This is a genomic window from Qipengyuania algicida, from assembly GCF_009828025.1.
Taxonomy (GTDB): domain Bacteria; phylum Pseudomonadota; class Alphaproteobacteria; order Sphingomonadales; family Sphingomonadaceae; genus Qipengyuania; species Qipengyuania algicida.
Genome location: NZ_WTYA01000016.1, coordinates 14572 through 33625, shown reverse-complemented (window position 1 = coordinate 33625; position 19054 = coordinate 14572). Strand labels below are relative to the sequence as shown.

The following is a 19054-nucleotide window of genomic DNA, read 5'->3' as shown; positions in this document are numbered from 1 at the left end:
CATCGTCACTCTCCTCTCCGACTCTCCTGCAGAAAATTATCCCGCAGAGGTGGAGAGCCGTCCACGATATCAATTGCGGACATCAGGCGGGCGTGGAAGACTACGGTCATGCAAGTCAAAATATTCCTCAATGACGAGCTAATCGGCACCAGTTTCCTTGATGCGTCTGACCCTCCAATGGGGGTGGCATCCGGTAAGTTCGATCCAGCATCGGCTTACGAGCCAGCAGCGCACGCCTTCGAGATCGATGGCGACTACAATGAGAATGGGGCCAACTTACCTTTTGTGATCAAAGCTGAGGAAGAGCTTGTGGAGTGCGCCGGGGCTGGAATTCAAGATTACAGCACATCTCTCGGCGAGCGGCACGTTGAGGTGCTAGGGATACCTTATCCGGAATACGAAGTTAGGTTCAGTGCCTACGACTCCTACAAGGCTTACATTGGACGTTCGTAGCGTCCGCTGTCCCCAACTAATCAGCCACTAGTCCAATCCGCTGGTCCGCCCAAAACCAGACGCACCACCAGACAGCCCATCCTGTCCGATCAGACGTCGAGATTAGCCACGTTCAGCGCGTTGTCCTGGATGAATTCGCGGCGTGGTTCGACCACGTCGCCCATCAGGCGGGTGAAGATCTCGTCGGTGACGTCGGCGTCCTCGACCTTGACCTGCAACAGCGCGCGGTTGTCCGGGTCGAGCGTGGTTTCCCACAATTGCTCGGCATTCATCTCGCCCAGCCCCTTGTAGCGCTGGATCTTCTGGCCCTTGCGTCCGGCGGCCATTACCGCGTCGAGCAGCTGGGTCGGGCGGGTCAGCGCATCGTCCGACAGGGCGATCGCGTCCGCGCCCTCGTCGTTCTCCTCAACATCATCGGCTTCGACTTGATCCGATCCGCTGCTGCGCACCAGCCGCACGGGCGTGGCGTAGACATCGGCGAACTCGCTCGCCACGCGGTGAAGCTTGCGCGCTTCGGCGCTTTCGAGGAACTTGGCTTCGATCTCGTGCACGTCGGTCACGCCGCGCCACAGCCGCGAGATCCGCACCACACCGTCCTCGCCGATGCCCGCAGTCCAGCGCGCTTCGGGATCGCCCATCTGCAAATGGGCTGCCGTCTGCTCCAGAGCCGCATTGCGATCGGTCAGCGCCGGATCGAGCGCACCCGACAAGGCCAGCGCCTCGATCAGCGAGGAGTCGTATTTGCGCGGGACGAAGCCCATCAGATTGCGCATCCTGAGGCCGTGTTCGACCAGCGCCTCCAGCTCACCCGAACCGCGCGCGCCGCCCTGCGTTTCGAGCACCCGGCCTTCGAGCCCCATCTGGATCAGGTAACGGTCATAGGCGGCCTGGTCCTTGAGATAGACCTCGCTGCGACCACGCGCGACCTTGTACAGCGGCGGCTGGGCGATAAACAGGTGCCCGGCCTTGACGATCTCCGGCATCTGGCGGTGGAAGAAGGTCAAGAGCAGCGTGCGGATATGTGCGCCGTCGACGTCGGCGTCGGTCATGATCACGATCTTGTGATAACGCAGCTTCTCAAGGTTGAATTCGTCGCGCAGCCCTGTGCCCATCGCCTGGATCAACGTGCCGACTTCCTTGGACGAGATGATCCGGTCGAAGCGCGCGCGCTCGACATTGAGGATCTTGCCCTTGAGCGGGAGGATCGCCTGCGTCTTGCGGTCACGGCCCTGCTTGGCCGAACCGCCCGCGGAATCACCCTCGACCAGGAACAGCTCGCAATTGGCGGGGTTGCGGTCCTGGCAATCGGCGAGCTTGCCGGGCAGGCTGGCGATGCTCATCGCCCCCTTGCGGCTCATCTCGCGCGCGCGGCGGGCCGCTTCACGCGCAGCGGCAGCGTCGATCACCTTCTGGATGATCGCCTTGGCGTGGGCAGGGTTTTCCTCCAGCCATTCGCTCATCTTGTCGCCCATCAGGCTTTCGAGCGGCTGGCGCACTTCGGAGCTGACCAGCTTGTCCTTGGTCTGCGAGCCGAACTTGGGATCGGGCAACTTGACCGAAACGATCGCGGTCAGCCCTTCGCGCATGTCTTCGCCAGACAGGCTGACCTTTTCCTTCTTCATCAGCCCGCTCGCGCTCGCATAATTGTTGAGCGTGCGGGTCAGCGCCGCGCGGAAAGCGGCCAGGTGCGTGCCCCCGTCGCGCTGGGGGATGTTGTTAGTGAAGGTGAGGACGTTCTCGTAATAGCTGTCGTTCCATTCGAGCGCGACGTCGATCCCGATCCCGTCCTTTTCCGCGCTGACCGAAATCGGTTCGGGCACCAGCGGCTGCTTGTTACGGTCGAGATATTTGACGAAGGCGGCGATCCCGCCCTCGTAAAACAAATCGTGCTCCTTGGGCTCCTCGTGGCGATTGTCGCGCAGGAAGATGCGCACGCCCGAATTGAGAAACGCCAGCTCGCGATAACGGTGCTCGAGCTTATCGAAATCGAATTCGGTGACGTTCTTGAACGTGTCGGTCGAGGCGGAGAAGGTGACGCGGGTGCCCTTTTTCAGGCCGTTCTCGTCGCCATTGCTGTCCACTGGCGGCGCATCACCGACGATCTTGAGCGGGCCGGTCGAATCGCCGTGCTCGAAGCGCATCCAATGCTCCTTGCCATCGCGCCAGACGGTGAGTTCAAGCCATTCGGACAGCGCGTTGACCACCGACACGCCGACACCGTGGAGGCCGCCGGACACCTTGTAAGCGTTGTCATCGCTGGTGTTCTCGAACTTGCCGCCCGCATGGAGCTGGGTCATGATGACTTCGGCAGCCGAGACGCCCTCGCCCTTGTGCATGTCCACCGGAATGCCGCGGCCATTGTCCTCGACGCTCACCGAGCCATCGGCGTTCAATTCGATCAGGACGAGGTCGCAATGCCCCGCGAGTGCCTCGTCGATGGCGTTGTCGCTGACCTCGAAAACCATGTGGTGGAGGCCCGATCCGTCATCGGTATCGCCGATATACATGCCGGGGCGTTTGCGGACCGCGTCGAGGCCCTTGAGCACCTTGATCGAATCTGCGCCATATTCGCCCTTGCGCGGGCCGTTATCGGTATTCTCGTCCATGCCCACCATATAGGCACGACGGCCCAATTCCGAAAGCCACAGGAAGCCCTTTCATCCACAGGACAAGCCGCTACAACGATCCGGTTCGATGAGGGGAGTTACCGAAGATGAAATTGCCGCTGCTCGCACTTGCTGCCGCCACGCTTGCCGCACCTGCAACCGCCCAGATGACCATCACGCCGATGGGGCCGCTGCGGCCCGACCAGCAGCAGTTTTTCGATCTCTACAAACAGCTGGTCGAAACCAATACGCAGGTGTCCAACGGCGATTGCACTCTCGCCGCGCAGCAGATCGCCACACGTCTGAAGGATGCCGGGTTCAAGGACGACCAGATCACCCTGTTCTCGACGCCCGATCACCCCAAGGAGGGCGGGATCGTCGCTGTGTGGCCGGGCACCGACAAGGCCGAAAAGGCGATGCTGCTGCTCGCCCATATCGACGTGGTCGAAGCCAAGCGATCCGACTGGGAGCGCGACCCCTACAAGCTGGTCGAGGAAAACGGCTATTACTATGCGCGCGGGATCGCCGACGACAAATTCATGGCCGCGGTCTGGGCGGACACGCTGGTGCGCTTCGCCAAGGCCCATTATCACCCTAAGCGCACGGTGAAGATGGCGCTGACCTGCGGCGAGGAAACCGACACCGCTTTCAACGGCGCGCAATATCTCGCCAGTCACAAGCGCGACCTGATCGATGCGGCCTTCGCACTCAACGAGGGCGGTGGTGGGCGCACCGATGGCAAGGGGCACCTGATGGTGCAGTCGATCCAGGTGGGCGAAAAAGTCTATCAGGATTACACGCTGACCACGACCAATCCCGGTGGCCACAGCTCGCAACCGGTGCCGGACAATGCGATCTACGACATGGCGCGCGCGCTCGACGCGGTCAGCCATTACGAATTTCCTGCCGAGTTCAACGACACCACCCGCGCCTTTTTCAGCAAGGCCGGGGCGCTGCGCCCGGATGAGGAAGGCAAGGCGATGGTCGCCCTGACCAAGAACCTCGACGACGCCGAGGCGATGAAAATCGTCAATCAGGACAAGGCGCTGCATTCCATGCTGCGCACCACCTGTGTCGCGACGATGATCGATGGCGGTCATGCGGTGAACGCGCTGCCCCAGCATGTCGAGGCCAACGTCAATTGCCGCATCTTCCCCGGCCACACTCCGGCGGAGATCAAGGACGTGCTGACCAAGGTGATCGACAATCCCAAGGTCGAGATCACCTATCGCCGCGACGACAAGCCGCTTGCCAAGGCACCGCCGCTCGATCCCAAGATCCTCGGCCCGGTGGAAAAGCTGGCGGCGAAATATTTCCCGGGCGTGCCGGTGATCCCCTCGATGTCGACCGGGGCAACCGACGCGGTCTATACCTCCGGTGCCGGCATCCCGACCTATGGCGTGCCGAGCGCATGGGGCGATCCGGACGGCAACGGTGTCCATGGCCTCAACGAACGCTTGCAGATCAAGGGCATCTATACCGGGCGCGACTATCTCTACGATCTGGTCAAGACCCTCGCCAACGAGTGATCCGCTGGCTGGAAAGCCGAAGGTTTCATTCGTAACCGCACAGGTCTAGGACGGGCAGCAATCATGTTGTCCGTCCTCGATATTTTCCGCATCGGCATCGGCCCATCCTCCTCGCATACGGTGGGGCCGATGCGGATCGCGCGGATGTTCACCCGCCACCTCGCACGCAAGGATCTGCTCGACCGCTGCGCTCGAGTGCACGTGCAATTGCAGGGCTCGCTGGCGCTGACGGGGGTCGGGCACGGCACGGTGGATGCGACGATCCTCGGCCTCGCCGGTTTCCGCCCCGACCGCACAGACCCTGACGAGGCAGCGGCGGCGCTCGAGCGGATCACCGCCGACGGCCAGCTGCTGCTGGGTGGATCGCACGCCATCGGCTTCGACAAGCGCCGGGATATCGAGCTGGCGGGACAGGTCATCCCCGAACTCCACCCCAACGGCATGACCCTGACCGCGCGCGATGCGGCGGGCGAAGTGCTTGCGAGCCGGACCTATTATTCGACCGGTGGCGGCTTCGTTGCCAGCGAGGCGCAATTGAAGCGCCCGCCCAAGGACGACCGCGTTTCCAGCGGCAACGATGTCCCCCACCCCTTCGGATCGGCGGAAGAGATGCTTGCGCAATGCGCCGCAAACGGCCTTTCGATTGCCGAGCTGGTGCTCGCCAACGAGGACGCGATGCGCCCGCGCGCGGAAACGCTGTCGGGTATCGACCGGGTCGCCGAAGCGATGGAACAATGCGTCGAGCGCGGGCTTCACCAGCGCGGCGTGCTGCCAGGCGGGCTCAAGGTCCAGCGCCGCGCACCCGACCTGTGGGACCGGCTCTCCGCCAACCCGCAATCGAACGAACGCGAACAATTGTTCGACTGGCTCAACTGCTACGCGATGGCCGTGAACGAAGAGAACGCCGCCGGGGGCCGCGTCGTCACCGCACCGACCAATGGCGCGGCGGGAATCATCCCGGCGGTGATGCGCTTTTACTGCGATGGCAGCGAAGACCGCTGCCGCGACAGCCGCCGCACATACCTGCTCACTGCCGGAGCGATCGGCCTGCTCTACAAACAACGCGCCTCGATCTCGGGCGCCGAGATGGGTTGCCAGGGCGAGGTGGGCGTCGCCTGCTCGATGGCGGCGGGCGCGCTCGCGGCATTGTGGGGTGGCAGCCCGGTGCAGGTCGCAAGCGCGGCGGAAATCGGGATGGAGCACAATCTCGGCCTCACCTGCGATCCGGTCGGCGGGCTGGTGCAGGTGCCCTGCATCGAACGCAACGCCATCGGCGCGGTGAAGGCGGTCAATGCCGCACGCCTGGCGCTTCACCGCTCTGGCGCGGAAAGCTGCGTCAGCCTCGATCAGGTGATCGAGACGATGCGCCAGACCGGGCTCGACATGTCGAGCAAATATAAGGAAACGAGTCAGGGCGGCCTCGCCGTCAATGTCATCGAATGCTGACTGGACTTGGACGCCGGGCCGCTTAGTCTGGCCTGCATGAGCACTGCACCCACGCCCGAAGACCTCACCCAGCCATTCGGCTCCTACAGCGAAATCCTCGCGCGCTGGGCACAGGCCCAGCCGGACAAGCCCGCCTTGCGCGACGAGACTGGCGAATTGAGCTGGGGCGAGGTGCACGACCGGATCGAGCGGATCGCCGCGCGCCTGATCGAGGATGGCCTTGAGCGCGGGCAGGCGGTGGCGATCCTTGGCACTTCGACCATCAATTATGCGCTGGTGTTCCTCGCCGCCATGCGCGCCGGCGGGGTTGCCGCCCCGCTCACCACAAGCGCCAGCGCCGAGCAGCTCGAAGGCATGGCTGCCGATAGCGGCGCGAAACACATCTTCATCGACCGCGCCAAGCTTACCGAGCTGGGCGCGGAGTGCTTTGCCGGGATGGACCGGATCGTGCTCGACGAAGACCTCGACGACTGGATGGCGGCTGGCGGGACCACCGCACCCGCCATCGCGCCCGAACCCGGTAATTCGTTCAACATCATCTATTCCTCCGGCACCACCGGCACTCCGAAGGGCATAGTCCATTCGCACCAGATGCGCTGGCGGCAATTCGCCTTTACCGCAGCCAGCCTGCTCGAAGGCGGGGGACCGGTGGTCAGCCTCGCTTCGACCCCGCTCTATTCGAACACGACGATGGTTGCCTTCCTTGCCCCGCTGCTGGCCGGTGGAACGGTGCGCGTGATGGGCAAGTTCGATTGCGCGCGCTGGTGCGATCATGCCGCGCGCGACGGCACGACCATCACCATGCTGGTGCCGGTGCAATATCAGCGGCTGATGGATTTCGATGCTTTCGATAGCTTCGACCTGTCGGCGCTAAGGATGAAATACTGCACCTCCGCCCCCTTCTCGGCTGAATTGAAGGGCGAGGTTTTGCGCCGGATGCCCGGCGGGCTGGTGGAAATCTATTCGATGACCGAAGGCGGCGTTGTCTGCCTGCTCGCGGCGCATGAATTTCCCGACAAACTCCACACCGTCGGGCGCCCCGCGCCGGGTAGCGAGCTGAAGGTTCTGGACGACGACGATCGCGAAGTACCGCCGGGGACGCCGGGCAATCTCGTCGGGCTAAGCCAAACGATGATGAGCGGTTACAAGAACCAACCGGGCAAGACGCGCGACGGCTACTGGACCCACCCGGAAACCGGCGTGCGCTGGCAGCGCATGGGCGATATCGGGCGGATCGATGCCGAGGGCTTCGTCGAACTGGTCGGCCGCGCCAAGGATATGATTATCTCCGGCGGGTTCAACATCTACCCAGTCGATCTGGAGACGGAATTGCTGAAAGAGGATGATGTTGCGGAAGCCGCGGTGATCGGCATGCCATCACGCCAGTGGGGGGAAACCCCGGTCGGCTTCGTCACTTTGAAGCCGGAAGCACGCGATCCCGAGGATATTCGCGCTGCGGTCAACGCAAGGCTCGGCAAGACGCAGCGGATCGCCGCATTGCACGCGATCGAGGAAATGCCGCGCAGCCATATCGGCAAATTGCTGAAAACCGAATTGCGGGCCATCGCCGACGCAATTGGCCTTCCCGCCTGAGGGGCGCAACCGGCAGGATTCCCACCAGCCGCGCCCACTCATGTCAGACCATCAATCGCGCAGAGCGACTTGCTGCGGCACGAGCTTGGCCAGGGCGACCAGCGCGCGGTGATACGTAGCGGTAGTGCAGGACGGGACGCCCGAATTGGGCACCAGTGCCGATTCCGGCAGTCTGGCACAGGCAACCATTGCCGCTTCATGGAGACGATCCTTGAGAATCGCCACATGCTCAGGCTGCGAGAGGTCGAGGTCGCCATAGGCCACCGGGATATCCACCCGGTTTGTTTCGGCCACAGCCGGTGCCGAGACGGCAACTGCGGCGAGTGCGGCGAGGACGGGAGTGATAAATCGACGCATATCGAATTTCCTTTCTCTTCCTTGAGGACTCGCCTTTCGAAACACCTCCGCTTGTTTTCTTGTACGCGCATGGTGCGCCGCACAAATTAATGCTGCAATTGCGAAAAGATCGCCTGCAGGTGCATGGATCGCAACCGTGCCGCAGTGGGGGCCGCTTTCGAGACGCGGCGCCTGGGATTGGGGGGGAGGTCGGCGGCCGCGTCTCTACTCGCTGCCTGGCGAACTTGCTGCCGGGGCCGCGCGATCTGTGGGTTGGGGACAGGATCGCGTTTCTGGCCGGGGCTTGCCGCAAGTTCGGCAAGGGATACAGATCAGCTCTGCATCCTGCCGTCCGCTGGGAGATTGAAAACCAGCTTCCGGCTTGGTTGCGCAGGTAGTTTCGACGATCGGCAAACCCAAGTGAGAAAACGCCAAGCGGACTTGCGCAAAACGCAACAGCTGGAGCGGAGTATACAGTTTCTCGCGCCACTGGACACGCACGCCCGCCGCGCATAACCGGCTTGAGCATGGACGCCAGCCACCTTCCCGATTCCATCCTGATCGTCGATTTCGGCAGTCAGGTGACCCAGCTCATCGCCCGCCGCGTGCGCGAGGCCGGGGTTTACTCCGAAATCGCCCCCTTCACTCAGGCGGAGGAAGCCTTCGCCCGGATGAAGCCCAAGGGCATTATCCTGTCGGGCTCGCCCGCCAGCGTTCCGGAAGACGGCAGCCCCCGCGCGCCGCAAGTGCTGTTCGACAGCGGGTTGCCGATCCTGGGCATCTGCTACGGTCAACAGGTGATGAGCCATCAGCTGGGCGGCGAAGTCAGGCCGGGTCACGAGACTGGCGAAGGCGGCGAATTCGGCCGGGCTTTCCTGACCGTGACCGAGGATTGCGCGCTGTTCGACGGGCTGTGGCAGGTGGGTGAGCGGCATCAGGTGTGGATGAGCCACGGCGATAAGGTCACGAAATTCGCACCCGGCTTCAAGATCGTCGCCACCAGCGATGGCGCGCCCTTCGCGGTAATCGCCGACGAGGATCGCAAATATTACGGTACCCAGTTCCACCCCGAGGTGGTCCACACCGCCGACGGCGCCAAGCTGCTCGCCAATTTCGTGCGCCATGTCTGCGGACTGGCGGGCGATTGGACGATGGCCGAATTCCGCCAGACCAAGATCGAGGAAATCCGCGCGCAAGTCGGTGTCGGCCCAAATGGGGGCAAGGTCATCTGCGGCCTGTCCGGCGGGGTCGACAGCGCTGTTGCCGCAGTGCTGATTCACGAGGCGATCGGCGACCAGCTGACCTGCGTGTTCGTCGATCACGGCCTCATGCGGATGAACGAGGCCGAACAGGTCGTCACCCTGTTCCGCGACCATTACAACATCCCGCTGGTCCACGTTGATGCAGAAGAGCTGTTCCTGTCAGGGCTCGCAGGGGAAACCGACCCCGAGAAGAAACGCAAGTTCATCGGCAAGACCTTCATCGACATCTTCGAGGAAGAGGCGAGGAAGATCGGCGGCGCGGATTTCCTCGCGCAGGGCACGCTCTATCCCGACGTGATCGAAAGCGTTTCCTTCACCGGCGGGCCGAGCGTGACGATCAAGAGCCACCACAATGTCGGCGGCCTGCCCGAACGCATGAACATGAAGCTGGTCGAACCCTTGCGCGAATTGTTCAAGGACGAGGTCCGCGAACTCGGCCGCGAGCTGGGCCTTCCCGAAATCTTCGTTGGTCGCCACCCCTTCCCCGGCCCCGGCCTCGCCATCCGCATCCCCGGCGAAGTGACCAAGGAACGCTGCGATATCCTGCGCAAGGCCGATGCGGTCTATCTGGAAGAAATCCGCAACGCCGGGCTCTATGACGCCATCTGGCAGGCTTTCGCCGTGCTGCTGCCGGTCAAGACCGTGGGCGTGATGGGCGACGGGCGCACCTATGACAGCGTGTGTGCCTTACGCGCCGTGACGAGCACTGACGGCATGACGGCGGACGTCTATCCCTTCGACGCGGGCTTCCTGAGCCGCACCGCGACGCGCATCGTCAACGAAGTGCAAGGGATCAACCGCGTGGTCTACGACTATACGAGCAAACCACCCGGAACGATCGAGTGGGAGTGACAGCTAGCCGCGAATATTGATCTCGATTGCTTCTTCGGAGACGCCGAAGGTCGCAGCCAAACCTGCTTTCGCTTGTGCGATCGTCAATAAGCCGGTTCGCCCGTGAGCTATGGGTTGACTTGATTTTTTGGGCCTGGTCTTCGTGAAGGTCACTTCATCGAGCTCCATGTTAACTGCGCGAGTTTCCCAGCCGACAGACTGCCACGCCAGATTCTGGGACCCCAGCCCGTCTTTGCGGTTCGCCCACCAAGGCCGATGCTTGAATGCACTTTCAGGAAGATCGCCACCGATCAAATCATTGATGCTCTCGAACGTCATCGTAACCTCGTCTTGGTCGATCTCATTCAAGAAGTTCGTAAGGGCTTGATATTTTGACATTATCTACTCCATTCCGCACAAACAATGATCACCTCTTAATTATACCTTATATATACGTCAAGTTCATATATAATGCATTGATAAGCAAACCACCCGGCACGATCGAGTGGGAGTGACGCTGACGTAGGAACCGCCTACTCTCCTGTCTCATTGGTCGATCAGGGACTGCTCCCGCGCGTCGCGCGGTCGGAATATGAGGAGAGAATTGATGAAGAACGCGGTTATCATCGCATTGGCAGCAAGCGCCGCCACGCTGGCACTGGGCGGCTGCGCGACCTTGGAAGAGGGCGCTGCGTCGGCGACCAACATGACCTATCATGCCAACCTCACCGGCGCGCAAGAAGTCGCGGGCGGCGATCCCGACGGGTCGGGCAAGGCGTCAATCACGATCGCGGACGGACTGGGCCGGGTGTGCTGGGATCTGCACGACATCACCAATATCGGCCCGATCGCGGGCGCGCATATCCATCAGGGCGCGCGGGGAACCGATGGCCCGGTCGTGTTCGAACTCCACAAGTCGAAAACCGGATCGTGGAAGGGATGCGGCAAGGGGCCGGAATGGCTCCAGAACCGCCTGCAAAGCGATCCCGGCGCGTTCTACGTCAACGTGCATACCGCTCAATATCCCAAGGGGGCGATCCGCGGCCAGCTCACCCGCTGATCGGCAGCCGAGCGCGGGCTACCAGCTATTGCCCGCCGCCACTGCCTTACGCTCGGCGGCGGTGCTTTCCCGCCCCAGTACATCGTTGCGATGAGGGAAGCGCCCGAAGCGCGCGACCATGCGGTAATGCGAGCGGGCGAAGGACAGGTTGCCGGGGGCATAGCGCGCGAACATTCTGAGCGAGAGACGCTGATCGGCGATCCGCTCGCTGTGCATCAGCGGCATCAGCATGAATTGGCGTTCGTTCCGGGGGGCCGGACCGACCCATTCGCGCGCGATCACGCCATGCGTAAGCGCCCGCGCGAGCGGATCGGTGGCGAAAGCGGCGCGAGTTCCCCGATGGATGTTGCGCGGCACCTGATCGAACAGCAGGATCGCGGCGAGCGCCATTTGCGGATCGCTCAGAAATTCGTCGGCGGGGCGCTGACGCATTGCCGCCAGTGTCCGCGCAAAGCGCCGCTCCAGCATCTGATCCACCGCAGCCGGAGGCCGGAACCAGTCATCTGCTCCCAGCGTGCAAAACCATACGTGCAGCAAGTCCGCCGCCCAGCGGCGAGGCGCAGCGGCCATCTATCGCTTAGCCGGGCTTGCGATAAGGGACGAAGTCGCTGAGGAAGACCACGCCAGTCAGCATATGCGGCGACATCCGGTCGACCGTGTGGACCATGTCGGTCCGGCATAGCTGCGACCCGCTGAAGCGTTCGAAAACGATGATGTCATTGTCATTGATCGACTTGGGATCGGCCGTCTTGTTGACCCACAAGGTCCCGCCGCTGCGAAACACCAGCGCGGTATTATCGATGATCGTCATGTTGTTGCCGCCGGTGCCCGGCGTGAAGATGCAGCTCTGTGGCTTACCCGCCACTCGCCCGTCGAGCATCTTGGCCAGCTGTTCCTGACCGGTCATTTTCGGCTTTGCATAGGCGGCAGGGGTTGTCGCCAGACCCAGTGCCGCGGCAGCGGCGAGAGCGATTTTGGTCGCTTTTGTCATGATAACGCTCCTTTGCCGAAGTGTAGTATTACCTCGGCGATGAACCCTCACTGACTTTAACGGTTCACCGCTCAGGCCGTTCCGCCTATCGTAATCCCGTCGATCAGCAAGGTGGGCTGTCCGACCCCTGCAGGTACGCTTTGTCCACCCTTGCCGCACACGCCGACACCGCGATCGAGTTCCAGATCGTTGCCGATGCCGATCACGCGGGTCAGCACGCTCGGCCCGTCGCCGATCAGCGTCGCGCCCTTGATCGGGGCGACGATCTTGCCGTTCTCGACCTTGTAGGCCTCGGTACAGGCAAAAACGAACTTGCCGCTGGTGATATCGACCTGCCCGCCACCGAAACTGGTCGCGTAGATGCCATCCCTGACGCGGCTGAGGAGCTCTGCGGGATCGTCGGAGCCGGCCCGCATGAAGGTGTTGGTCATTCGCGGCATGGGCGCGTGTTCATAGCTCTGGCGGCGACCGTTCCCGGTCGGCTCGACCCCCATCAGCCGCGCGTTGAGGCGGTCCTGCATATAGCCCTTGAGGATGCCATCCTCGATCAGCACCGTCTCGCCGGTCGGAGTGCCCTCGTCGTCGATCGCCAGCGAGCCGCGGCGGTTCTGGATCGAGCCATCGTCGACCACCGTCACACCGGGCGCGGCAACCCGCTCGCCGATGCGCCCGGAAAAGCTGCTGGTGCCCTTGCGGTTGAAATCGCCTTCGAGCCCGTGCCCGACCGCTTCGTGCAACAGCACGCCTGGCCAGCCGGGTCCGAGCAGCACGGTCCGCTCGCCCGCAGGCGCAGGCATACTGTCGAGATTGACCAGCGCCTGCCGAACCGCCTCGTCGACTGCGGTCATCCAATGGCCCTCGTCGAACAGCTGATCGTAGAGATGGCGTCCGCCAAAGCCGTAGCTGCCGTTTTCACGCCGGCCGTTGCTTTCCGCGACGATCCCGACATTGAGCCGCACCAGTGGGCGAATATCGCGCGCGGTGAAGCCGTCCGGGCGGACGATCTCGACCACGCTCCAGCTCGCCTGCAGGCTGGCAGACACTTGCGCCACGCGCGGGTCTTTGGCGCGCGCCACCGCATCGATCTTTTCGAGCAGCGCGACCTTTTCGGCAAAGGGCACCAGATCGAGCGGGCTCTGGTCGGTGTAGAGATGGCGATTGGTCCGGCGTGGCGGCGCGGCAATCGGGGCATTTGCCGGATCGAGCAGCTTGAGCGTCTCGCCCGCCCGCGCGATCGCCGTGGCGCTGATGTCGTTGGCATGGGCGAAGCCGGTCATCTCGCCCGAGACACCGCGCAGGCCGAACCCCGATTCGCGCGAATAATCTGCCAGCTTCAGCCGCCCGTCGTCGAAGGAGAAAGCTTCCGAAGCGGCAAACTGAAGGTAGAGTTCACCGTCGTCGCAGCGTTCGAGCAGCCGCGCGGTCAACGCGCGCGCCTCTTCAGGGGAAAGCTTGTCGGGTGCGTAAAGCAGGCTGGCGGGGTCGGTCGGCTGGGTCATCGCGGCCTAGATAGGCGCTCCAGCCGCCCGCGTCACCTGTGGCCCGGGTCGCCACCTTCGGAAATATCGACCAGCCTGGACTGATCCACCCCATCGGCGGGGCCGCCCTTGAGCACGAAGCGCCGGTCGCAGTAGCCGCAATCGACATAACCGTGTTCGTCGATTTCGAGATAGACCTTGGGATGGCCGAGCGCAGCAGGGCGATAGTTTTCGCCGCTGCGGATATCGGTCGCCCCGTCGCACCAGACGCGGCGCGTGTCGACCAAAGTGGTTTCGGGTGGCGGAATACTCATGGGCTAAGGCCGATACCGCCAGTCGCCGCCGTACGCAACGCCGGTTTTTGCACGCGCGCTACTGGTAATCGACCACCACCACAAACTGTCCGCGATAGGTGCCCGGCTTCTGGTTCGCCGCCACATGCACGGTCGCGCCGATCTTGAAGACATAATTGGTGCTGAAGTAATAGGCTGGCAGCGTGAAGAAGCCAACGCGCACGGTGCGGTTGAAATCGGTGGTGAAGTTGGTGACCATCATGGTCGCGGATGGATCCGTGGTGTTGGTCAGGACGATGCTGTCGCTGACCTTGGGCGCGGCATAGGTCGGATAGTCGACGAAGATTCGGCGCTGCATGTTGAAGGCTGCCGGATAATCCCCCCCGACCGGGGTCAGCGTGCCAGTGGTTGTCGTGGTTCCGTCCGGCTTGACCGTCAGCGTCCCGCCTGCCGTGCCGGTCACGATGCTGCCGAATTCGAGATCCTGCAGCTTTGACAGCTTGCCCGGATTGGTGATGGTGACGGTCGAATCCATCGACGCGCCGGACCCTGACTGCGCGTGCAGTTGCCCCGGCGCCAGCATCGCCGCTAGCGTGCAACCCGTCGCGGCAAGGCGCGACCACCATGTCCCCCAGTTCGATCCCATCAGAGCTGTCTTAGGCGAAAAAGGTTACCGGAGGGCTAAGCAATCGCGCGGAATCATATTTGCAGCACTCAGCCGCTTGCCATGCGCGCCACGATCCCTAGAGCATGGGCGTCATGACCGACCTGCCGCCTCCCGCAATCCGGATCGACAATCTCGTCAAGCGCTATGCCCCGCCCAAGGGCGCGAGCGAGGACGAAGGCAAGCTTGCCTTGAAAGGCGTCAGCTTCGATGTCCCGCAAGGCCAGATCTTCGGCTTGCTCGGACCCAATGGCGCGGGCAAGTCGACGCTGATCAATATCCTTGCGGGTCTGGTCAACAAGACCTCGGGCACCGCCGAAATCTGGGGTTTCGATATCGACGAGAGCCCGCGCAACGCCAAACGCTCGATCGGAATCGTACCGCAGGAAATCGTCTTCGATCCGTTCTTCACCCCGTTCGAAGTGCTCGAGAACCAGGGCGGTTTCTACGGTATCCCGGCAGCGCTGCGCAAATCGGAAGAGCTGCTGCGCGCGGTCCATCTGGCTGACAAGCGCGATGCCTATGCCCGCACGCTGTCGGGCGGGATGAAGCGCCGCCTGCTGGTGGCAAAGGCGATGGTCCATTCACCGCCGATCCTCGTGCTCGACGAACCCACCGCCGGGGTCGATGTCGAGCTGCGGCGGCAATTGTGGGAGCTGGTGACCGGCCTCAACGACGAAGGCGTGACGGTGGTGCTGACCACCCACTACCTCGAGGAAGCCGAACAATTGTGCGACCGCATCGCGATCATCAACCACGGCGAGGTAATCGCCGACAAGCCGACCCGCGAACTGGTCGGCATGGCGCGCGAGAAGATCGTCTCGGTCAGTGTCGACAAGGATATCGCCGGTCCGCCGATGGAAGAGGCCTTCCTGAAGGTCGAGGTGGTCGAACCGCGGCGGCTCGACATCACCTATAATCGCGACGAGACCACCGCCGGACAGGTGCTCGCCCGGGTCCAGAGCCACGGCTATGCGATCGAGGACGTCACCACGCGCGAGGCCGATCTGGAGGACGTGTTCGTCCAGCTTACCGGGACGGACTGATCCTTACGAAGCTTAGCTGGATGCGGCGCGGCGCAGGCGCGATGCCGCCACGCTCGCATCAAGCTTGGCTTCGTTCGAACAATTCTCTTCGACCACATGGTCAAGCTCGTCGGCAGCACGCTTGAGCATTCCCTTGAGGGCAATTTGCTCCTGCTTCGCATTGGCCAGTTCGTGGCGCAGATTGCGGTCCGTCTTCGACGCTTCCGACACGGTATAACCCCCAAAATTGAGATCCGGGGATTATAGAGTTGGTCAGGCCCGGCGCAAGCGGCTGCCCGCTGAACTGCCCTAGCGCAATCCGCGTGGACCCAGACCTGCATCATGCACCCGGTGCTGGACCCAGACATGCGGTTCGAGCTCTTCCATGGCGGTCGAACAGCGGCGGCAACGCCCGACATGGCCCGCATGGACGTGCCTGATCGAACTTTCGTCGATACGATGATAGCCTAAAGCGCAGGCAATCTTGGTGATTTTCATGGTTCTTGCGACCTCCCTTATCCAACCCCCGTCGAATCATTCCCTGTCGGGCGACGCGTTAACCGTGATTTTCCGCCGGTGAAGCGGCTTTCGGCGAAGCGTTGCGAGTCCGGCATGTGTCGAACTTGCGACACGGTTCGACGGAGCCAAAACAGCGCTTGTCGCAGCGCGGGCCATTGTCCATGACGATGCCATGACGGCTGAAACGCATGATGTACTGGTAATCGGGTCCGGCGCGGCGGGGCTTACCGCGGCGCTCGCCCTGGCAGAAACGAAGCGCGTACTCGTGCTCGCCAAGGGCGCGCTCACCGGCGGATCGACCGCCTGGGCACAGGGCGGTATCGCCGCGGTGCTGGATGCGGGCGACACCTTCGAAAACCATGTGCGCGACACGATGGTGGCCGGCGCGGGCCTTAATGACCGCGATGTGGTCGAATATGTCATCAGCCGCGCGCCCGCCTCGATCGACCGGCTCAGCGAGCTGGGCGTGCCGTTCAACCGCGAGAGCGGCGACCTTCACCTCACCCGCGAGGGCGGCCATTCGCATCGCCGGATCGTCCATGTGAACGATGCGACCGGCTGGGCGGTTCAGGAAGCGTTGCTGAAAGCCGCCGAGGCCAATCCCAACATTACCCTGCTGCCGGGCCAGACCTGCATCGATCTGGTCACCGGGCACCATCAGGAGCAATTCTCCGGTTCGGGCCGCGTCTGGGGTGCCTATGCGCTCGACGAGGCGAGCGGCGAGGTCGTCACCCATGTCGCGCGCGCCACCGTGCTGGCGAGCGGCGGGGCGGGCCGCGTCTATCGCTTCTCGACCGCACCGCGCGGGGCGACCGGCGACGGGATCGCGATGGCCTGGCGTGCGGGCGCGCGCGTCTCCAACATGGAGATGATGCAGTTCCACCCCACCTGCCTCTACAACCTCGAGGTCAAGAACTTCCTCATCACCGAGGCGGTGCGTGGCGAGGGCGGGCGATTGATCAATCCGCGCACCGGCAAGCGCTTCATGGAATATTACGACCCCGAACGCATGGAGCTAGCCCCGCGCGATGTCGTCGCCCGGGCGATCGATGCCGAGATCAAGCGCTTCGGGCTCGATTTCGTGCATCTCGATATCAGCCACATGGGCGCCGATTTCGTGAAGCAGCACTTCCCGACGATCTACGACAAGCTGATCGGGCTCGGGATCGACATGACGCGCCAGCCGATTCCGGTGGTGCCAGCGCAGCATTATACCTGCGGCGGGGTGGTGATCGATCTTGCCGGGCGCAGCGATCTTCCCGGCCTGTGGGCGGCGGGAGAGGTGACTGAGAGCGGACTTCACGGCGCCAACCGCCTTGCGTCCAATTCGCTGCTCGAATGCTTCGTCTTCGGCGAGGCGGCAGCCTCCGACATCCTCGCCCATTGGGACGAGCTCGAAGATCCCCCTGCAATCCGCGCGTGGGACGCCAGCCGCGTCACCGATTCGGACGAGGAAGTGGTCATCAAGCAGAACTGGACCGAAATCCGCCGCTTCATGTGGAATTATGTCGGGATCGTGCGCACCACCAAGCGGCTGGAGCGGGCGGCACACCGCATTGCGATGCTGGGGCAGGAGATCGACGATTATTACGGCAGCTTCCGCGTCACCACCGATCTGATCGAGCTGCGCAATCTGCACCAGGCCGCCGACCTGATCGTGCAATCGGCGCTCAAGCGGCACGAAAGCCGCGGACTGCATTACACGCTGGACTACCCGGAGACTGCGGACGAGCCGCGCGACACGGTGCTCGTCCCTTAGTGCTTTTGGCCTTAGTGCTTATGACGGAGCTGGCCGCGCACTTTCAGGATGCGCGGGCGAGGATTTCCGGCAGCAATCGCCCGAACCGGTCGCGTAGCGCGTGGTCGTCCATATCGGGTCGGTCGATCAGCGCGAGATAGCGCACCGTCGCCAGATTGAGTTCATCGCGGAAGGCAATGCCGAGATGTCCTTGGCGCGACCAGATGACGCGTCCCGGGACGCTGACGCCCTCGACGAATTCGACTTCGACATCGGTCCCCGTCGATACACGCAGATCGCCCGTTTCGATCATGCAGCCCAGTCGCGAAATATTCTGACACACATGCGCCCGACGCAAGCCCTTAACAACGGTGAAGATCACCGCCTCGCTCGTCAGCCGTTCCGATTCCCGCTCGTCCATAGTCTGTTCCGTCCCGTCCTGGTGCGACCTGGTCCGGTGGTGCTCCGCTTTTGCAGGCACCATCTTTTTCTGATCCCCTAGAACCATGGCATGGAAAAATTAACATATGATCAATTGGATCGGGTTGTTGCGCGCGACAATGTCCGAGCGAGCCGCCACCACCCGGTCGATGGCGGCGGCGCGTGTTCGTCAACCGATATGCAGCAGGCGGCCCACTAGGATCAGCACCATCCCGCCGATGATCGAGGCAATGAAGCCCGCCCGGTGGAAACCAGCCTGACCGCGATGGGTCACCATGCCCGCCAGCAGCGATCCGGCGATGCCCAGGACGATGGTCCACAACCAGCTCATCTCGACCGCGCCGGGATAGAAGAAACGCGCCAGCACGCCGACGATAAACCCGATGATGATGGTGACGATGATATTGATCATGACCTGCTCCCTGTTGATTGTCCTGACGGCCGCACCCGGATGCGTGGAACACTAGCCCCGCACCGCTCCCGGACGCAGCGATATTGCGCGGTTCGATTCGAATGATTCAAACCCCGCATGGGCGCCTTTTACCCGCAAAAATTTTTTCGCAGATTCATTTTTGCCCTTGCGCAGTCGACCAGCCCAGCTTTGTCCACGCGTCGCGGTGTATGACTTGCGCAAACCACCGGCTGGAATAACCGGAAGCGAGCGTTAAACGATCATTCACCCTCTTGCGCACCGGGCCGCACTGATTCACTATCTAGTGGTCGTGACACGGGGGGTACCCACAAGACCTAGCGAACGCACCTGCCGATACCCATATCGGTCAGTGCCTT

At 62.8% G+C, this 19054-nt stretch carries 20 protein-coding genes; 8 read left to right on the top strand and 12 right to left on the bottom strand.

The features are described from left to right. Nucleotides 1-453, top strand: a 453-nt coding sequence (locus tag GRI58_RS14980) for a hypothetical protein (RefSeq protein WP_237452351.1), incomplete at its 5' end; no start/stop codon positions are given. An 89-nt stretch (nt 454-542) separates the two neighbouring features. On the opposite strand, the gene gyrB is transcribed toward GRI58_RS14980, so the two are convergent. Continuing rightward, nucleotides 543-3059: a DNA topoisomerase (ATP-hydrolyzing) subunit B gene (gene gyrB / locus GRI58_RS14975; RefSeq protein WP_160754416.1), complete on the bottom strand. Its 2517-nt coding sequence runs from the start codon at nt 3057-3059 to the stop codon at nt 543-545. A gap of 107 nt (nt 3060-3166) precedes the next feature. Between gyrB and GRI58_RS14970 the strand changes: the two genes are divergently transcribed. From GRI58_RS14970 to GRI58_RS14960, 3 genes are all read left to right on the top strand, one after another. Continuing rightward, the gene (locus tag GRI58_RS14970; RefSeq protein ID WP_160754415.1) at nt 3167-4588 is read left to right on the top strand and encodes a M20/M25/M40 family metallo-hydrolase; all 1422 of its coding nucleotides are present in this window, start codon (nt 3167-3169) and stop codon (nt 4586-4588) included. 63 nt (nt 4589-4651) lie between these two features. Continuing rightward, nucleotides 4652-6034: an L-serine ammonia-lyase gene (locus GRI58_RS14965; RefSeq protein WP_160754414.1), complete on the top strand. Its 1383-nt coding sequence runs from the start codon at nt 4652-4654 to the stop codon at nt 6032-6034. Between the two features lie 36 nt (nt 6035-6070). Next, the gene (locus tag GRI58_RS14960; protein ID WP_160754413.1) at nt 6071-7627 is read left to right on the top strand and encodes a class I adenylate-forming enzyme family protein; all 1557 of its coding nucleotides are present in this window, start codon (nt 6071-6073) and stop codon (nt 7625-7627) included. Nucleotides 7628-7678: 51 nt separating this feature from the next. Here GRI58_RS14960 and GRI58_RS14955 read toward each other — a convergent pair whose 3' ends face one another. Continuing rightward, complete coding sequence (locus tag GRI58_RS14955) at nt 7679-7984, bottom strand: UrcA family protein (RefSeq protein WP_160754412.1); 306 nt, start codon at nt 7982-7984, stop codon at nt 7679-7681. A 506-nt stretch (nt 7985-8490) separates the two neighbouring features. On the opposite strand from GRI58_RS14955, the gene guaA reads away from it, so the two are divergent. Then, nucleotides 8491-10077: a glutamine-hydrolyzing GMP synthase gene (guaA, locus tag GRI58_RS14950; RefSeq protein WP_160754411.1), complete on the top strand. Its 1587-nt coding sequence runs from the start codon at nt 8491-8493 to the stop codon at nt 10075-10077. 3 nt (nt 10078-10080) lie between these two features. Here guaA and GRI58_RS14945 read toward each other — a convergent pair whose 3' ends face one another. Next, the gene (locus GRI58_RS14945) at nt 10081-10455 is read right to left on the bottom strand and encodes a DUF7662 domain-containing protein (RefSeq protein ID WP_160754410.1); all 375 of its coding nucleotides are present in this window, start codon (nt 10453-10455) and stop codon (nt 10081-10083) included. A 208-nt stretch (nt 10456-10663) separates the two neighbouring features. Here GRI58_RS14945 and GRI58_RS14940 point away from each other — a divergent pair, with 208 nt between their 5' ends. After that, nucleotides 10664-11116 carry a CHRD domain-containing protein gene (locus GRI58_RS14940; protein ID WP_160754409.1) on the top strand — a complete coding sequence of 151 codons (453 nt, stop codon included), beginning with the start codon at nt 10664-10666 and terminating at the stop codon, nt 11114-11116. A gap of 18 nt (nt 11117-11134) precedes the next feature. Here GRI58_RS14940 and GRI58_RS14935 read toward each other — a convergent pair whose 3' ends face one another. The 5 genes from GRI58_RS14935 to GRI58_RS14915 form a co-directional block, all read right to left on the bottom strand. Continuing rightward, nucleotides 11135-11686, bottom strand: a complete 552-nt coding sequence (locus tag GRI58_RS14935; protein ID WP_160754408.1) for a DUF924 family protein — start codon at nt 11684-11686, stop codon at nt 11135-11137. Nucleotides 11687-11693: 7 nt separating this feature from the next. Beyond that, nucleotides 11694-12107 carry a hypothetical protein gene (locus GRI58_RS14930; RefSeq protein WP_160754407.1) on the bottom strand — a complete coding sequence of 138 codons (414 nt, stop codon included), beginning with the start codon at nt 12105-12107 and terminating at the stop codon, nt 11694-11696. 71 nt (nt 12108-12178) lie between these two features. Beyond that, nucleotides 12179-13606: a metalloprotease TldD gene (gene tldD / locus GRI58_RS14925; protein ID WP_160754406.1), complete on the bottom strand. Its 1428-nt coding sequence runs from the start codon at nt 13604-13606 to the stop codon at nt 12179-12181. A 32-nt stretch (nt 13607-13638) separates the two neighbouring features. After that, complete coding sequence (locus GRI58_RS14920; RefSeq protein WP_160754405.1) at nt 13639-13899, bottom strand: zinc-finger domain-containing protein; 261 nt, start codon at nt 13897-13899, stop codon at nt 13639-13641. Nucleotides 13900-13957: 58 nt separating this feature from the next. Further along, the gene (locus tag GRI58_RS14915; RefSeq protein ID WP_160754404.1) at nt 13958-14524 is read right to left on the bottom strand and encodes a DUF4402 domain-containing protein; all 567 of its coding nucleotides are present in this window, start codon (nt 14522-14524) and stop codon (nt 13958-13960) included. 113 nt (nt 14525-14637) lie between these two features. Between GRI58_RS14915 and GRI58_RS14910 the strand changes: the two genes are divergently transcribed. After that, a complete protein-coding gene (locus GRI58_RS14910; protein WP_160754403.1) occupies nt 14638-15588 on the top strand; it encodes an ABC transporter ATP-binding protein in 951 nt (316 codons plus the stop codon). Nucleotides 15589-15600: 12 nt separating this feature from the next. On the opposite strand, the gene GRI58_RS14905 is transcribed toward GRI58_RS14910, so the two are convergent. Together GRI58_RS14905 and GRI58_RS14900 are read right to left on the bottom strand one after the other, a co-directional pair. Continuing rightward, nucleotides 15601-15798, bottom strand: coding sequence for a hypothetical protein (locus GRI58_RS14905; RefSeq protein WP_160754402.1), 198 nt, complete (start codon nt 15796-15798; stop codon nt 15601-15603). Between the two features lie 78 nt (nt 15799-15876). Continuing rightward, nucleotides 15877-16065: a hypothetical protein gene (locus GRI58_RS14900; RefSeq protein WP_160754401.1), complete on the bottom strand. Its 189-nt coding sequence runs from the start codon at nt 16063-16065 to the stop codon at nt 15877-15879. Nucleotides 16066-16258: 193 nt separating this feature from the next. On the opposite strand from GRI58_RS14900, the gene nadB reads away from it, so the two are divergent. Beyond that, nucleotides 16259-17845 carry an L-aspartate oxidase gene (gene nadB / locus GRI58_RS14895; protein ID WP_160754400.1) on the top strand — a complete coding sequence of 529 codons (1587 nt, stop codon included), beginning with the start codon at nt 16259-16261 and terminating at the stop codon, nt 17843-17845. Between the two features lie 43 nt (nt 17846-17888). On the opposite strand, the gene GRI58_RS14890 is transcribed toward nadB, so the two are convergent. Beyond that, nucleotides 17889-18245, bottom strand: coding sequence for a PilZ domain-containing protein (locus tag GRI58_RS14890; RefSeq protein ID WP_160754399.1), 357 nt, complete (start codon nt 18243-18245; stop codon nt 17889-17891). Nucleotides 18246-18434: 189 nt separating this feature from the next. Then, nucleotides 18435-18677, bottom strand: a complete 243-nt coding sequence (locus tag GRI58_RS14885; protein ID WP_160754398.1) for a GlsB/YeaQ/YmgE family stress response membrane protein — start codon at nt 18675-18677, stop codon at nt 18435-18437. Nucleotides 18678-19054: the final 377 nt, after the last annotated feature.

Excerpts from the sequence above, each read along its gene's own strand:
- gyrB (WP_160754416.1), bottom strand. The coding sequence starts at position 3,059 with ATGGACGAGAATACCGATAACGGCCCGCGCAAGGGCGAATATGGCGCA.
- GRI58_RS14970 (WP_160754415.1), top strand. The coding sequence starts at position 3,167 with ATGAAATTGCCGCTGCTCGCACTTGCTGCCGCCACGCTTGCCGCACCT.
- GRI58_RS14965 (WP_160754414.1), top strand. The coding sequence starts at position 4,652 with ATGTTGTCCGTCCTCGATATTTTCCGCATCGGCATCGGCCCATCCTCC.
- GRI58_RS14960 (WP_160754413.1), top strand. The coding sequence starts at position 6,071 with ATGAGCACTGCACCCACGCCCGAAGACCTCACCCAGCCATTCGGCTCC.
- GRI58_RS14955 (WP_160754412.1), bottom strand. The coding sequence starts at position 7,984 with ATGCGTCGATTTATCACTCCCGTCCTCGCCGCACTCGCCGCAGTTGCC.
- guaA (WP_160754411.1), top strand. The coding sequence starts at position 8,491 with ATGGACGCCAGCCACCTTCCCGATTCCATCCTGATCGTCGATTTCGGC.
- GRI58_RS14945 (WP_160754410.1), bottom strand. The coding sequence starts at position 10,455 with ATGTCAAAATATCAAGCCCTTACGAACTTCTTGAATGAGATCGACCAA.
- GRI58_RS14940 (WP_160754409.1), top strand. The coding sequence starts at position 10,664 with ATGAAGAACGCGGTTATCATCGCATTGGCAGCAAGCGCCGCCACGCTG.
- GRI58_RS14935 (WP_160754408.1), bottom strand. The coding sequence starts at position 11,686 with ATGGCCGCTGCGCCTCGCCGCTGGGCGGCGGACTTGCTGCACGTATGG.
- GRI58_RS14930 (WP_160754407.1), bottom strand. The coding sequence starts at position 12,107 with ATGACAAAAGCGACCAAAATCGCTCTCGCCGCTGCCGCGGCACTGGGT.
- tldD (WP_160754406.1), bottom strand. The coding sequence starts at position 13,606 with ATGACCCAGCCGACCGACCCCGCCAGCCTGCTTTACGCACCCGACAAG.
- GRI58_RS14920 (WP_160754405.1), bottom strand. The coding sequence starts at position 13,899 with ATGAGTATTCCGCCACCCGAAACCACTTTGGTCGACACGCGCCGCGTC.
- GRI58_RS14915 (WP_160754404.1), bottom strand. The coding sequence starts at position 14,524 with ATGGGATCGAACTGGGGGACATGGTGGTCGCGCCTTGCCGCGACGGGT.
- GRI58_RS14910 (WP_160754403.1), top strand. The coding sequence starts at position 14,638 with ATGACCGACCTGCCGCCTCCCGCAATCCGGATCGACAATCTCGTCAAG.
- GRI58_RS14900 (WP_160754401.1), bottom strand. The coding sequence starts at position 16,065 with ATGAAAATCACCAAGATTGCCTGCGCTTTAGGCTATCATCGTATCGAC.
- nadB (WP_160754400.1), top strand. The coding sequence starts at position 16,259 with ATGACGGCTGAAACGCATGATGTACTGGTAATCGGGTCCGGCGCGGCG.
- GRI58_RS14890 (WP_160754399.1), bottom strand. The coding sequence starts at position 18,245 with ATGGACGAGCGGGAATCGGAACGGCTGACGAGCGAGGCGGTGATCTTC.
- GRI58_RS14885 (WP_160754398.1), bottom strand. The coding sequence starts at position 18,677 with ATGATCAATATCATCGTCACCATCATCATCGGGTTTATCGTCGGCGTG.